General features: G+C 59.9%; 13 protein-coding genes. 4 read left to right on the top strand and 9 right to left on the bottom strand.

The window, feature by feature from the left end:
• Positions 1–7: 7 nt before the first annotated feature.
• The 7 genes from G6N74_RS14865 to pcaD all read right to left on the bottom strand — a co-directional run bounded on the left by G6N74_RS14865 (position 8) and on the right by pcaD (position 6,172).
• Positions 8–1,180 carry an ABC transporter substrate-binding protein gene (locus G6N74_RS14865; RefSeq protein ID WP_165118597.1) on the bottom strand — a complete coding sequence of 391 codons (1,173 nt, stop codon included), beginning with the start codon at positions 1,178–1,180 and terminating at the stop codon, positions 8–10.
• A 150-nt stretch (positions 1,181–1,330) separates the two neighbouring features.
• Positions 1,331–2,503, bottom strand: coding sequence for a 4-hydroxybenzoate 3-monooxygenase (pobA, locus tag G6N74_RS14860; RefSeq protein WP_165118595.1), 1,173 nt, complete (start codon positions 2,501–2,503; stop codon positions 1,331–1,333).
• Positions 2,504–2,531: 28 nt separating this feature from the next.
• Entirely contained in the window at positions 2,532–3,584 is a 1,053-nt protein-coding gene (locus G6N74_RS14855) for a 3-carboxy-cis,cis-muconate cycloisomerase (RefSeq protein ID WP_165118593.1), read from the bottom strand.
• A 3-nt stretch (positions 3,585–3,587) separates the two neighbouring features.
• Complete coding sequence (gene pcaG / locus G6N74_RS14850; RefSeq protein ID WP_165118591.1) at positions 3,588–4,205, bottom strand: protocatechuate 3,4-dioxygenase subunit alpha; 618 nt, start codon at positions 4,203–4,205, stop codon at positions 3,588–3,590.
• Positions 4,205–4,960, bottom strand: a complete 756-nt coding sequence (gene pcaH / locus G6N74_RS14845) for a protocatechuate 3,4-dioxygenase subunit beta (protein ID WP_165118589.1) — start codon at positions 4,958–4,960, stop codon at positions 4,205–4,207. Before pcaH ends, pcaG begins: the two co-directional genes overlap by 1 nt.
• Positions 4,957–5,367, bottom strand: coding sequence for a 4-carboxymuconolactone decarboxylase (gene pcaC, locus G6N74_RS14840; RefSeq protein ID WP_165118586.1), 411 nt, complete (start codon positions 5,365–5,367; stop codon positions 4,957–4,959). The genes pcaH and pcaC overlap by 4 nt, the downstream gene beginning before the upstream one ends.
• A gap of 4 nt (positions 5,368–5,371) precedes the next feature.
• Positions 5,372–6,172 carry a 3-oxoadipate enol-lactonase gene (pcaD, locus tag G6N74_RS14835; protein WP_165118584.1) on the bottom strand — a complete coding sequence of 267 codons (801 nt, stop codon included), beginning with the start codon at positions 6,170–6,172 and terminating at the stop codon, positions 5,372–5,374.
• Between the two features lie 95 nt (positions 6,173–6,267).
• Between pcaD and pcaQ the strand changes: the two genes are divergently transcribed.
• Complete coding sequence (gene pcaQ / locus G6N74_RS14830; protein ID WP_165118582.1) at positions 6,268–7,185, top strand: pca operon transcription factor PcaQ; 918 nt, start codon at positions 6,268–6,270, stop codon at positions 7,183–7,185.
• Positions 7,186–7,301: 116 nt separating this feature from the next.
• On the opposite strand, the gene G6N74_RS30520 is transcribed toward pcaQ, so the two are convergent.
• The gene (locus tag G6N74_RS30520; protein WP_205826686.1) at positions 7,302–9,140 is read right to left on the bottom strand and encodes a calcium-binding protein; all 1,839 of its coding nucleotides are present in this window, start codon (positions 9,138–9,140) and stop codon (positions 7,302–7,304) included.
• Positions 9,141–9,573: 433 nt separating this feature from the next.
• Between G6N74_RS30520 and G6N74_RS14820 the strand changes: the two genes are divergently transcribed.
• The 3 genes from G6N74_RS14820 to yidC all read left to right on the top strand — a co-directional run bounded on the left by G6N74_RS14820 (position 9,574) and on the right by yidC (position 13,179).
• Positions 9,574–10,425, top strand: a complete 852-nt coding sequence (locus G6N74_RS14820) for a helix-turn-helix transcriptional regulator (protein ID WP_165118580.1) — start codon at positions 9,574–9,576, stop codon at positions 10,423–10,425.
• A gap of 559 nt (positions 10,426–10,984) precedes the next feature.
• Positions 10,985–12,436, top strand: coding sequence for a class I SAM-dependent methyltransferase (locus G6N74_RS14815; protein ID WP_165118579.1), 1,452 nt, complete (start codon positions 10,985–10,987; stop codon positions 12,434–12,436).
• A gap of 41 nt (positions 12,437–12,477) precedes the next feature.
• Positions 12,478–13,179, top strand: a complete 702-nt coding sequence (gene yidC / locus G6N74_RS14810) for a membrane protein insertase YidC (protein ID WP_165118577.1) — start codon at positions 12,478–12,480, stop codon at positions 13,177–13,179.
• Positions 13,180–13,260: 81 nt separating this feature from the next.
• Here the strand turns inward: yidC and G6N74_RS14805 are convergent, their stop codons facing one another.
• The gene (locus tag G6N74_RS14805; RefSeq protein ID WP_165118575.1) at positions 13,261–14,886 is read right to left on the bottom strand and encodes a sulfatase-like hydrolase/transferase; all 1,626 of its coding nucleotides are present in this window, start codon (positions 14,884–14,886) and stop codon (positions 13,261–13,263) included.
• Between the last annotated feature and the right edge of the window lie 59 nt (positions 14,887–14,945).

Genomic DNA, 14,945 nt, shown 5'->3' with positions numbered 1-14,945 from the left:
ACGCGGCTTATTTTACAGCAGCCAGACCCGGATCAGGCTGCTTCTCGAAAGTCGCGATTTCCTTGTTGTAGTAGGTGCCGTCCTCGGCCTTGGTCACCTCGCGCAGATAGATGTTCTGCGTCATGTGGCGGCTTTCGGCGTCGATAGAGACCGGGCCGCGCGGGCTTTCCCACGCCATCCCCTTCACCGCATCGACAGCCTTCTGCGCATCCTGCTTGCCGCCGGTCGCCTCGATCATCTTGTAGATGACATGCATGCCGTCATAGGCGCCGACCGAGGGGAACGACAGTTCCGCCGGGTTGCCGATGGCCTTGTGGGCTGCTTCCACAAACTTCTTGTTCTCGGCTGAGTCATGCGAGATCGCATAGTGGAAGGTCGTCAGCATGCCTTCGGCGGAAGCGCCAAGTGCTGGCAGGTCGGATTCCTGCGTCAGGTCGCCCGGTGCAAGCAGGGTTATGCCGGCATTCTTCAGACCGTTGTCGTTGTAGGCCTTGACGAAGCCGAGCGTCGTCGGGCCGGACGGCAGGAAGGCGAAGACGGCGTCCGCGCCGGAGTCCTTCACGCGTTGCATTATCGGGCTGAAATCGTTGGTCGACAGCGGCATGCGTACCGACTCGGCGATCTCGCCGCCCTCGGCCTTGAACGTCGTGACGAAGGCGTTCTCCGAATCGACACCCGGGCCGTAGTCACTGACCACGGTGATGACCTTCTTGACGCCGCGCTCCTTGGCGACCTTGGCCATCGGCACGGAGGTCTGCCAGGTGGTGAACGACGTGCGCACCACCAGCGGGCTCTTGGTGACGATGGCCGATGTCGCGGCATTCATCACCACCAGCGGCACATTGGCCTGCTCCAGCAGCGGCGTCACCGCCATGGCGTCCGGCGTGAAGTAGAAGCCGGCGAGATACTGCACGCCTTCCTTCACCACCAGTTCCTGCGCCAGCGCCTTGGACTGCGCCGGATCGGCCTGCGGCACGTCACGATAGACGATCTCGATGTCGTCGTCACCGACCTTGCTGCCGTTCAGCGCCATCCAGGCATCAATGCCCGCCTTGAAATTCTTGCCCTGGATGGCGAACGGCCCGGAGAACGGGCCGACGACGCCGACCTTGATCGTATCGGCATAGGCCGAGCCGCATAGCGCGAGTGCCGCAGTCGCGGCCAAGAGAAGCTTTTTCATATTTTCCTCCACCAGATCACAGCGGCTCCTCCCAACGAGCCACACCAAACCCACCATCGCAACTGTCATGCTCGAAACGGTAATGTAAAATGAAAAGAAACAAGCAATGCATAATCACCGGGATATATGTCCCGACGTCATCGACGGCTTTTAATAAGGCAACCCGACATAGTTCTCTGCAAGTGACGTAGCGGCCGCCTGGGAATGGACGAGATAATCCAGCTCGGCCTCCTGAATGCGCTGGCCGAAGGCGTCCGTATCGGGAAAGCGATGCAGCATCGTCGTCATCCACCAGGAAAAGCGCACCGCCTTCCACACCCGCGAAAGCGCCTTGCCGGAATAGGCGTCTATGCCCGCCGGTGACTTGTCGAGATAGAACTCTTTTAAGCCCGAAAACAGGTAGCGCACATCGCTTGCCGCAAGGTTCAGGCCCTTGGCGCCGGTCGGCGGCACGATGTGGGCAGCATCGCCCACCAGCGACAATCGTCCGAACTGCATCGGCTCGGCCACGAACGAGCGCAACGGTGCTATCGACTTCTCGAAGGACGGGCCAACCGTGACCTTTTCGGCCGCTTCCTTCGGCAGACGCAGGCGCAGCTCGTCCCAAAAGCGCTCGTCGCTCCAGTTCTCGACCTTGTCGTCAATCGGGCATTGCACATAGTAGCGGCTGCGATGCTCCGACCGCATCGAGCAGAGCGCGAAGCCGCGCGGGTGATTGGCATAGATCAGCTCATGGTCGGCCGGCGGCACTTCGGCCAGAATGCCGAGCCAGCCGAACGGATAGGCGCGCTCGAACAGTTTCAGCGCATCCTGCGGCACCGACTTGCGGCTGACGCCGTGAAACCCGTCGCAGCCAGCGATGAAATCGCAATCGATGCGATGGGTGACGCCGTCCTTTTCATAAGTGACGAACGGTGAAGCCGTATCGAAGCCTTGCGGCAGCACATTCTTGGCGTCGTAGACGGTCATCAGCCCAGCTGCGCTGCGCTTGTCCATAAGGTCGTGGGTCACCTCGGTCTGGCCGTATACCGTCACGCGCTTGCCGCCGGTCAGCGCCGCCAGATCGATACGGTGCAGCCGGTTGTCGAATGCAAGCGAGATACCGTCATGCGGCAGGCCCTCGGCACGCATGCGGGCGCCCGCGCCGGCCTCGTCCAGCAGATCGACAGTCCCCTGCTCCAGCACGCCGGCGCGCACGCGGCCAAGCACATAGTCGCGGTCGACGCGTTCGAGGATGACATTCTCGACGCCGATGCCAGCCAGAAGCTGCCCGAGCAGAAGGCCGGACGGACCCGAGCCGATGATGACGACCTGCGTGCGCATTCTTTTCCTTTCGCCAGGGGCGAGGAGTCTAAACGCCGATGCTTTCGATCTGTCCCGCAAGCTCGCCGGCAAGCCGCAGCGAGGCGGCCGTCGTCGCCGCCATCTGCGGCAGGATCAGCCATTCCAGCGTCCAGGCAGAACCCGAGCGTTCCTGCTCGTGCACCAGCGCCTGATGCATGCCCGAAAGCTGCGTCGCGTTGAACCGCGCCAGCGACACCAGCACCTCGGCCGCCACCGGATTCTGCTTGTGCGGCATCGCCGACGAGCCGCCGCCGCCCTTCAGCGCAATCTCGCCGCCGGCCTGCGCCATCAGCGCGACATCCTGCCCGAACTTGCCGAGGCTGCCAGACACCAGCGACAGCCAGCCCGCAAAATCCGCCAGCCGGTCGCGCTGGCTGTGCCATTGCGGCGCGTCGGCCAATCCGAGCTTTGCCGCCAGCGCCTTGCGCACGGCCGGAGCCTTTTCGCCGAATTTCTCCAGCGTTCCAGCCGCACCACCGAACTGGACGACAAGCAAGTCCTGTTTCTGCTGCGCCAATCGCTCACGATGCCGGACCAACGGCTCCCGCCACGCCCTGACGCGATCCGAAACGGATATCCCGATCGCCGCCTGCATCCGCGTCTTGCCCATCAAGGGCCTTGCGCCGAAGCGGTCTTCAACCGCCGCAAACGCATCGACCAGCGCCGCAAGCCGCCGGTCGAAATGTTCAATCACCGGCTTCAGCCGCAGGATCAGCCCGGTATCGATCACGTCCTGGCTGGTCGCGCCGAAATGCACCGCTTTGTCATGCGGCTTGTCGACAGCCGCGCGAAGCTGGCGCACCAGTTCCGGCACCACGACACCGTCGCGCGCTACGCCGGCCTTCAGCGCTGCCATATCCGGCTTGAACGAACCTAGCGCCGACACGATTGCCGAAGCCGCCTCCGTCGAAACGATCCCCTCGCCCGCTTCCGCTTCGGCCAATGCCCGCTCGAAATCGACCATCGCCGCGATCTCGGCTTCCGCCGAAAAATGCCGCGCCGTCTCCGCGTCGCCGAGCAGACCAGACAAAAAGAGGTGATCGAAGGGGGACACGGTCATGATTCAGATATCGAAGAAGACCGTTTCCTTCTCCCCCTGGAGATGGATGTCGAAGATGTAGGAGCCGTCGCCCTGCCGCTCGGCAATCAGCGTCGGCACGCGCACGCGATGCTCGATGCGGGCCAGCACCGGGTCTTCCGCATTGGCCTTTTCCTCCTCGGGAAAATACATGCGGGTATGCAGCCCGATATTGATGCCGCGCGCCACGATCCACACCGTGATGTGCGGCGCCATCAGCCGGCCGTCCTTGAACGGTACCCAGCCCGGCTTGACCGTCTCGAACATGCACTCGCCCGTGTCCATGTCAGTTGCCTTGCGGCCCCAGCCGACGAAATTCGGATCTGCCGCGCCGCGCATTTCCGACGGCGAATTGTAGAGCCCGTCGGTGTCTGCCTGCCAGATCTCGACAAGCGCATCCTTCAGCGGCGTGCCGGTGCCGTCGAGCACCCGCATGCGCACGCTGATGCGCTCGCCTTTGGTCTTGTCGTTGACCATGCCGGCGCCAAGATCGTTCTCGTAGACCCCGCCAATGCCACAAAAGTTAGGCGTCAGGCCTATATGGACGTAAGGCCCGGCTGTCTGCGAGGCGCTTTCCCTGAGGCGATCCAGTGACTGCGCCATCAATTGCCCTCCAGCCGATTTTCGAACAGCGACGAGCGCCGACCGCGCAGCACGATATCGAACTTGTAGGCGCGCGCGTCCATCGGGATCGTCGCCTGCATGTCGAGCGCCGCGATCAGCCCTTCCACGGCCACCCTGTCGGGAATAGTCTTGACGATCGGGCACTGCCAGATCATCGGGTCGCCCTCGAAATACATCTGCGTGATCAGCCGCTGCGCAAAGCCGTGGCCGAAGACCGAGAAATGGATATGGGCCGGGCGCCAGTCATTCGGGCCGTTCGGCCAGGGATAAGGGCCGGGCTGGATGGTGCGGAAAGCATATCCGCCATCCTCGTCGGTGATGGTGCGGCCGCAGCCGCCGAAATTCGGATCGAGGGCGGCGACATAGCCTTCCTTCTTGTGGCGATAGCGGCCTCCGGCATTGGCCTGCCAGAACTCCAGCAGCGCGCCTGGTACGCCCTTGCCGCGCTCGTCGAGCACGCGGCCATAGACGACGATGCGCGGGCCGATGGCGCTTTCGCCGGGCTTGGCGAAATTGTGGATCAGGTCGTTGTCGAGCTCGCCCAGAATGTCATGGCCGAAGACCGGCCCGGTGATTTCCGACAGCGTGTTGTCGAGCGACAGCAGCGCCTTTTGCGGCGAGCGCAGCACCGAGGTCTTGTAGCCCGGTGTGAAAGCCGCCGGATGCCAGGTGCGGTCGCGCTGGAAGAAGGCGCCGGTTTCCGGCTTGCGGTTCGAAAGGGGATCGGCAGTCATTTTGCGTTATCGCCCTGCGCATCCATTTCGGCAAACACTTCCTTGGCGATCTTGATGGCGCGGTTTGCCGCCGGCACGCCGGCATAGATCGCGACATGCAAAAAGGCTTCGCAGATGTCCTCGCGCGTGGCGCCCGTGTTGGCTGTGGCGCGCACATGCATGGCAACCTCCTCGCCGTGGCCGAGGGCTGCCAGCAGTGCCAGCGTCACCATCGAGCGCTCGCGCTTGCTCCAGCCCGGCCGTGCCCAGACGGTGCCCCAGGCCGCTTCCGTTATCAACTGCTGGAATGGCTGGTCGAATTCGGTGGAGGCCTTCGAGGCGCGATCGACATGGGCATCGCCGAGCACGGACCTCCTGACGGCCAGCCCTTCGCGATACCTCGCCGAGTCCTGAGCCGGTTGATGCATGGTTTTATTCTCCGGATGAAAGATCGGCGATGAAGCCGCGAATGAGATCGACCAGCGCTTCCGGCTGCTCGACGCAAGGGATGTGGCCGGCACCGGCGATAATCTCGAAACGGCTGCCTGGAATGAGATCGGCCATCGAGCGCACGAGGTCGGGCGGCGTCGACCCATCCTGGTCGCCGACGACGCAGAGCGTCGGCACGGCGATTGCCTTCGCGGCTTGCGTATAATCGGCGTCGCGCAGTGCGGCGCAGGTTCCAGTGTAGCCGGCCACGGGCTGGCGCATCAGCATGTTGCTGTAGCCGGTCAGCTCGTCCTTGCGGTCCTTGTGGAAGGCCGGCGTGAACCAGAGCTTCATCACCGGTTCGACCAGAACCTCGATGCCCTTGCTCTCGACCGTCGCAATGCGGGTGTTCCAACTATCGGCAGTGCCGATCTTGTGCGCCGTATCGCAAAGCGCCAGCGCGCGCACCAGATCGGGACGTCTCGCGTAAAGCCCTTGCGCGATCAGCCCGCCCACCGAGAGGCCGCAGATGATGGCATTCTTGACCTTCAGATGATCGAGCAACCCGGCAAGATCGTCGACATGGTCATCGATCGAATAGGGCGCAGCACCCACGTCCGACAGGCCGTGGCCGCGCTTGTCATAGGTGACGATCGGAAAATCGCCGGCAAGCCGGATGATCACGTCACGCCAGATGCGGAAATCCGTGCCAAGCGAATTGGCAAACACGATGACCGGCTTGTCCGCAGGCCCGCCGATAAGCTGGTAGTGCAGCGTAACGCCGCCGATTTCGATGAATTGCAATGGCTTGGCTCCTCGCTTCGGAAAATGACCTAGTTGTTTGGTTTGGTAAAATGATATTTTGTGGCATTCTCTTAACTCAGGGGTTATGAAAATCCATGATCGAGAGCCGCGTCAGGTTTCGTCACCTGCAGACCTTCCTTGAAGTCGCTCGTCAGAAAAGCGTGGTCAAGGCGGCGGGGCTGCTCAATGTCAGCCAGCCGGCCGTCACCAAGACCATCCGCGAGCTTGAACAGGCGCTCGGCGTTGCCGTTTTCGAGCGCGACGGGCGCGGCATCAAGATCACGCGTTCGGGCGAGATCTTCATGCAGCATGCCGGCATGGCGATCACGGCGCTCAGGCAAGGCATCGATTCCGTTTCCAATGCCGGCGCCGATGGCGGGCCGCCAATCCGCATCGGCGCGCTGCCGACAGTCTCGGCGCATATCATGCCCCAGGCCATGAGCCTGTTCCTCAAGGAGAAGACGGGCGCGACGATCAAGATCGTCACCGGCGAGAATGCCGTGCTGCTCGATCAACTGCGCCTCGGCGAGCTCGATCTCGTGGTCGGACGGCTGGCCGCGCCCGAGAAGATGACGGGCTTCTTCTTCGAGCATCTCTATTCCGAACAGGTGGTTTTCGCCGTTCGGCCAAAGCACCCGCTGCTGCGTGCCGGCGCGGACGTGTTCGAGCGCCTCCGCGACTATCCGGTGCTGATGCCGACGCGCGGCTCGATCATCCGGCCCTTCGTCGAGCGCTTCTTCATCACCAATGGCGTCGCCACCATCCCGACCGAGATCGAAACCGTTTCCGATTCCTTTGGCCGCGCCTTCGTGCGCCAGAGCGACGCCGTCTGGATCATCTCCGCCGGCGTCGTCGCCGACGACCTCAAGACCGGCGTGCTCACAACGCTTCCTATCGACACCAGCGAAACAAAAGGTCCGGTCGGCCTGACCATGCGCACCGACACCGCAACCTCGGCCGCCTTTTCCATCCTGCTCAAGACCGTGCGCGAGGCCGCGCAAAGACAGCTATAAATTTCTCAAGCAGGGCATGTACTCTTGAGGCACGGCACGGGGCGCCAACGCCTGTGCCGGGCCTCTTCAACTCGCTGCCGGAAACTCCGGCACGACGGCCTGAAACGCGCGCCGTCCTAGATCACGAAGAACTCACCAGCCGACATCGCTAGCCCGGTGGAGAGCGTGGCGAATTGCACGGCAGCCGCACCTCCTGCACCGTCCTTGTCGAACAGAAGCGCACCGGTCGTTGCGTTGTAGATGATGCGGTCAGATGCATCGTGAGCTGCGGTGCCGGCGTAGAAGGCACCCGCCGTCAACACACCGCCGGCAAGACCGGTAAAGACGCTGTTCTCCAGCTGGATCGTATCCTGCGCGACATTGTAGTCGTTGATCTTGTCGATGTTGTTCGAGCCAAGCGGTTTGTTGAAGACGAAGCTGTCATTGCCATCGCCGCCGACAAGCGTGTCCGCGCCCTTGCCGCCATCCAGCGTGTCATTGCCGATGCCGCCGCGAAGAATATTCTTCCCGTCATTGCCGATAAGCGTGTTGTTGAGCGTGTTGCCGTTCCCGGTGAGATCGGCCGTACCGAGAAACTCCAGCCGCTCGACATTGGCATCGAGGATCCAGTCGATGTAGGAGCGCACGGTGTCCGAGCCCTCCGCCGCGTTTTCGATCGTACGGTCATCCGCGGACGACACCACATAGATGTCGTTTCCGGTGCCGCCATACATATTGTCCTTGCCGGCCTGTCCGTTCAGGATGTCGTGACCGCTTTCGCCGTAGAGCTTGTCATTGCCCGCGCCGCCTTCCAGCGTGTCGCCGCCGCCGCCGCCCTTCATCAAGTCAACCAGTTCGTATCCGACAATGACGTCATCCTCTCCATCGCCGGTCGAAACCCGCACGGATTGATGTATCTCGGCAACGACATCGTTGTTTGCACCGTCGTGCCAGGACATCACGAACTTGCCGTCGTTCAGTGCCGCGATCGACGTCTTGACCTCGTTGCCGGTGCCGGCGTTGACCCGAAGCCCGCCGGGCGACAGCACCGCGCCGGTATCGCCGTCGACAAAGGACACCATGGGATCGGTGTCGCCGAAAAGATTGTCATGATAGCTGATCGCGACCACACCGTTCGAAAGCTGGACTGCGCTTGGCTGGAACTCCGACTGCGAGTTGTCAGTGATTTGCGTCAGACCCTGATAGGTGCCGGCGCTGCTGTAACGTGCAAAGCTGATTTCGCGTTCGCTGCCCCAGCCGTTATCCTCGTAGACGATGCCGAAGCCGCCATTGGCAAGCGCCACGACATCGGGATTCTCGTTGATCGTGCCGACAGTATCGAGGAGTGCCGGAGGTTTGCGAACACTGCCGTTCGCATTGTAGATCGCCGACCAGAGTTCGGTCTCCCCATTGAATTCTTTCTGCCACGCCACGGCAAAACCGCCGTCGGCCAACGCGGCAACCTTGGCGTTGGTATGCTTTCCTGTGGCATCTATAGTGAACGTGGAAACGGCGGGGCCATTGTTGAGCCTGACCGACACGACGATGTCGGATTCGGTCGCGCTGATCGTATCCTGCCCGACGATGACGAAGCCGCCCCCGGTCAGTGCGGCCACGTCCGGATTGCTGGTATTGGGATTTCCCAGGTCGATATCGGCCAGGATATCGCTGCCGTCCGGCGCGCTGATCTCGAAAACGAGGCTGTCGCTGTCCTGGAAAACCACAACATTGTTGCCGTTCGACAATTGGGCGATCACCGGACTGGCGGCGGCAACCCCGATGTTGCTGATCGGGAAGCTAGCCCCGACCGCATTGCCCGCGGAATCGAACATCTTTGCATAGACGTTGTTGTCGGCAGTTGTGTAAGTCGCGGCGAAACCACCGCCGGGCAGGCTCGTCAGTTGTCCGCCGGAGCCATCCAGGCTGATCGTCACGGATTTGAGCAGTTCGCTTGTGAAAGTCGTCGTTACAGTCATTACAGCCCCCCTTGTGGCTCGCTAGATTCTCGTCCGGTCGGCGACGATGAGGATTGGTTGTTCGATGCGGCGCAGCGCGGATGATGTCGGCCATCGCAACTGCGATCTGGGCCTCGAACCGTTCTGCGTAACCGCATGCAGCGCCTGTCGTCTGGTTTTGACCGCGCCGCGATGCCGGAGACCGCTAGCATGGAACCTGAGCCGGCGTATGGACGAGACGGAACACGCTATTGCAGCAGCGGAACTGCACGGCTGAAATCTGCCATCAACTCTTGATGGAAACCCAAAATTCCGGCAATTTCCGCTTCGGATCTTGTGGGGGCAGGCGACGTTGCTTCCGGACGCGGCTGAACAGGTTGCCTCATTTTCGTCTGACGACATTCCCGAGCATTTCCGGGATGAATTCGTTCGCGACTTTTATGGGCGGATCCAGATGCGCCTCCAGGTCAAACCGCATCAGGACCATCCGCTGAACTTCAAGGCCCGCACGCTGATCCTTCCAGACATGATGTGTACGATGGGTTCGGTATCGCCCATGACATGGGATCGAACGCCGGATCTGATGTCGGACGACAACGACGACATCATTCTTTCGTGGAACAAGGGCGGCTATCGTTTCACCATGCCCGGACGCGGAGACTACGAGACAAAGCCCGGAACGGCCGCCATCTTGCCGCTCGACCGGCGATTCTCGATAGAAACCGAAGATTCCAGCTGGACAATGGCGCTCCAGTTCAAGCGATCGCTTCTGGCGCCGCTGGTGAAGAATCTGGATGACGTCAGCCCAGACAGCATCGCGCGCCTTCAGCCGGCTCATTGCCTCCTGTTCGATTATCTCCGGTCGGTTCTCCATGCGTCGTCGGTCAACGGGCTCGCGCCGATGGCGTCCCGGCACATTACCGACCTGCTCGCCCTGTCGTTCGGCAGCGTCCAGCATGGCGTGCCGAACTCGGGCGTTCGCGCGGCGCGCCTGGCCGCGATCAAACAGCATGTCGCCAGGCACCTTCGCGACCCCCGGCTCAGCGCAGAACAGGTATCGCGGAAATATGCGATCAGTTCACGCTACATCCGCCAGCTCTTTTTCGAGGAAGGCACGAGTTTCTCCGACTATGTGACCGAGCGACGCCTTGCCTACGTCCACAGCTGCCTTCTCGATCGCCGGCAGGCGCTGCGGCAAATTGCCGATATAGCCTTTGAAGTCGGCTTCATCGAGCCATCCACATTCTACCGCCAGTTCAGGCTCCGCTACGGCAAGACGCCAACGGAGGTCAGGGGATCGATATAGCGTCTTGACGGAGCGGCGGCGTATCACCGCGCCGTTGTTTTGGCAGGATCGATTGCTGTTCGCCGCGGAAAGCCGTTCCCAAGTCGGCGCATTGAACCGCACCCTAACGAAACACGACCACTGCACCGAAATGCCCGACCGAAGCTTGCCTGCGGCCTCTATGCCACCGCCTGCATCCTTTCCGCTCGGCGCGCGCTATGCCGATCAAAATACGGGTATGACCCTAGACCTCGATAGCAACCCATGGTAGTCGCCATCGTTATGTGACAGTTTTATGACATATTTATTACTACTGGCACATACAAAGACTTCAACGAATGAGCGGGGGCTCACACGTGCAATATGCAATATCCACGGCCGTTCTGGCCGCAATAGTCCTTTTTTCAACTGCAAGCAGCGCGCACGCCTACATTGATCCGGGCTCCGGCAGCGTCATTACCACCGCAATTCTCGGATTCTTCGCAGCCATCGCATACACATTCCGGAAATATTTCTACAAGCTCACGGATATGTTGACTGGTCGAAACAAGTCCAAGAACAGCGAAGGACGTGACGACCAGTGAAGCAGGAAACAAGCGCCGCAAAATCACTCAGTCCTGACCGTGGTTCTTTCCGCGATCGTAACAATCGCGTCTACGACGACGGTACTCGTATCTATCGCGGTATCAGCGATGAAGCGCTGCATAACTGGAGAAAGATCTCCTCGGAGAACTTCTTCAAGGCCATGATGCGTCATTCGAAGGTCGTGCCGACCGAACTCGTGGAGATGGAAATTCCGCACAACTCGGCCGCATCGAAATGGCCGGCTGTGATGTCCCATGAACGCGTGCCGTTCATCTCATATCCGTATGAATGGTCGTTCGGCATGCTCAAGGATGCCGCGCTGCTCACGCTTGACCTGCTCGAGCGTTCAATTCCCAATGGATGGACGCTGAAGGACGCATCCGCCTACAACGTCCAATGGGTCAATTGCCGCCCCGTTTTCATCGATGTTCCGTCGTTTGAACCTTACACGGCGGGTGATCCATGGCGGGGCTACCGCCAATTTTGCATGATGTTCCTGTTTCCCTTGATGCTCCGCGCCTACAAGGAGATCGACTACATTCCCCTGCTTCGAAGCAGTCTCGATGGCATCGACCCGTCACTGGCATCGAAAATCCTGACCGGTTTCAGCCGGTTCCGGAAGGGCGTGTTCGGTAATGTCTACCTTCACGCCAAGATGCAGCAGCGTGCGGCAAGCCGGGATCTCAACGAGGCGAAATCGCTTACGGAAACGGCTCAGGGCAATGTCTCCAGGTCGCGTTCCTTCAAGCATTCGGAAGCGATGGTGCTCGGAACGATCCAGGGACTGCGCCGGACGATCAACAAGCTTCAGACCCCCGAATCCCGGACGACATGGGGAAGCTACGACACCGATCACAGCTATGCGGAAGCGTCGTTTGACAGCAAGAAGAGCTTCGTGGAGCGTCACGCCGCCGAAAAACACCGGAAGATGGTGTGGGATATCGGGTGCAACACCGGAACCTTCTCTCGCTTGGCAGGAAAAGGCGCCGACGTGGTGATTTCGATCGATGGCGATGCCAAGGCGATCGATCGTCTCTACAATTATGAAAAAGCACAGCCGGCTTCGAATATACTTCCGCTGATCATGGATCTGAGCAACGTGTCGCCCAACCAGGGCTGGCGCGGCGCCGAGCGAAAGGCGCTGGATGGAAGAGGCAAGCCCGACCTGGTACTCTGCCTGGCGCTCATCCACCACATCGTCATTTCCGCCAACATCCCGTTGTCGGAATTCGTCGATTGGCTCCACAGTCTCGGAAGCGACTTGATCATCGAGTTCGTCAGCGTGTCCGATGACATGTCGCAGATGCTGCTGCGCAACAAGGTCAACCAGTACGACGACTTTACGGAGGCTCACTTCGAAGAGATCGTCAAGAAGAAATACGCCATCATCGATGCCGAGTCGCTCAAGGGCGGGGCTCGCAAAATCTACTATCTACGCCCTCTCTGACCCCTTTTGGTTAGCCGGCGTCGCGACAAAGGTGCAAACGGATGCAGCTTCTGGAATTCATCATTTCCCCGCTCACCTGGGTCTTCCAGACTGTTTACGAAGGCATATTCGCGGCGACCGGCAACTACGGCATTTCCATTATTCTTCTGAGCCTGGTTGCCACCCTCATCACATCCCCGATCGCGCGCAAGGCTCGCGAGCTCGAACAGAAAGAGAAGGTTCGACAGGATGAAATGGCGCCGCTGGTTGCAGCCGCCCGCGAGCGCTACAAGGGACGGGATCGTTTTGAGAAGATAGACGAGATCTACCAGGCGCACGGCTACCATCCGATAAAGTCGATGGCGTCACTGGCCCCCCTGCTGCTCCAGCTGCCATTCCTGCTTGCAGCACTTTTTATGCTGGTGAACTACCCGCCGTTGGCAGGCCAGGGATTTCTCTTCGTACAGGATCTTAGCAAGCCTGACGCTCTCGCCCTCCTGCCGGGCTCCTATGCGCTGAACATCCTGCCGATAGCACTGACGGCGATCGCACTGCTCGATTCCTTTACGAAACCGGAAGCCACGGCACAGTCGCGGCGCCGTTTCCTCATAGTTTCACTCGTCCTGCTGGCTCTGATTTATCCCTTCCCCGCGGCCGTATGTCTCTACTGGCTGTGCAGCAACTTCTGGTCGCTGATCAGGTCACAGTTTTCAGCCGTTACCGCGTCAAACCGCGAACCTGCGCCTGCGAAGAGCGATAGTTAGAGCAGGCCTGTTGGGGGGGAGCCCCTGACCCGAATAGAATCGCAGGACAAACCCGATCGCCTAGCGGAGAAAGTTGTCCGACTAGTCTGCCAACTTTCTCTTGTTGATGATGTCCGTCACTTCCCTGATCATGCCGCTCGGCTGCCAGCCAAGATAATACATGAGAAAGTGACGCGCGGGCAGCAACTCCGGCTCCCGGTTGTCGAGGCACGCAAAAACGACCCGGAACGTATTCACCGGTGACATGTCCGGCCCCAGGCTCTGCTGGCAGCGTTCCGGCAAGCGGTAGGCGCTGATGGCGCTCAGGTTCTGCGCAACCATATCGTCCGTCAGCGCCTTGATGTTCGCACCGGTTTCCTGACCGCGATAATTCACGCCGTGATCCGCCTGGAACACGATCATTGCGTCGGGATCCTCTTTTAGAATCGCGTCGATCAGTTGCGGATAGAGCTTGCTCGCGCAATCGACCTGGTTGGCATAGGCTCGCACGGAGCCTTCGTACTTGTTCTTTCGGATCGGCGGATAGGCGTCATAATAGGTGCAATCAGCCGTAAAGCGATAAGGCGAATGCGGCAAACCGGAATGAATATAGGTGAAATGCGGCGAAGCGCCCTTCTTTGGCAGCGATGCCAGTATTTCGGGAATCTCGTACCTGCCTGAATACGTCAAAAGACGCCGCCAGATAGCAAGCTTGTCGCTGCCGCTCAGCAGAACAAGATCGAAGAACGGCGCACGCTCAAGGAATACGAGATCCTGATTTCCGATAAAACTCGCCTTGCTGAAACAAAAGTCGGCCAGCTTGTCGCATTCGGGATTCACATAAGCGTCAATATAATTGAATATGTTATAACCGCGCTTGCGAAACTCGGCCGTTACATCGTTGTTGATGCGCCACGGCAGGAATTTCTGCATCTCTGCAGTTATTTTTGGTTTACCCCCCTCCTCTACAAAATACTTCTGCCCGAACACATGGGCGAGAGAAAATCTTGTAACCGGCGCATTGGAATAGTGGTTGTCGAGGACTTTAAACCCCTGATTGCGTAGATAGTCGTCCATTTCGTACGGCTTGCCGGTCATCCGAACATATTCATTTTCGCTCATGAACATGTCCGGAATGATGAAATAAACGTTCGCGGGCCGCTCGGCGGCAGAGCCTTTATAGTGGCGATTGACGGACAGGCGCGAAACGTCGCTTGGCCAATTGCGAGTCTTGGCGGTAGAGCTCGCAAGCGAAGCCCGTCCGGCTTCGCTGAAAAACAGGTGTTTTCCGACGACAAAGCCATTGTGGGCGGTCATGATACCGAGGCCAAAAACAACAGCCGCGATGATGGAGCCCTTCCGCGACAGGAATGTCACCAATGTCACTGCAGCCAGGAAGAAGATCACGAATGCAATGAGTGACAGGACTTCGCCGTTGAACTTTGTCGGCAGGACCTCCACCGTTCTGGCAATCAGGTTATAGTTGAACAGGACGGCAAGCCCACCCCCTGCGGCCGAGAATACTGTACCCAGATTCCAGCGCGGCCGTACCAACTTGGCAAGAAGGCTGACCACAACTCCCATTGCCAGCAATGCGCCGAAATAGACGATCAGCTTTGCCGGCTGGAAACTTTGATCCGACAGGTTTGCAACTGCGAAATCCAATACTGGCCATGCCGCGCAAAGAACGAGCATCGCCAGCCCTTGTACAAGGCTTGCCGGCTTCATTTTCTACCCCCAACCCACCCCTGGTTATTAGCCGACGCTCATAACAACCCCTGGTATAC

Origin of the sequence: Mesorhizobium zhangyense, assembly GCF_011045115.1 — a bacterium.
Taxonomy (GTDB): domain Bacteria; phylum Pseudomonadota; class Alphaproteobacteria; order Rhizobiales; family Rhizobiaceae; genus Mesorhizobium_M; species Mesorhizobium_M zhangyense.
This window is presented reverse-complemented; position numbering and strand designations above follow the sequence as displayed.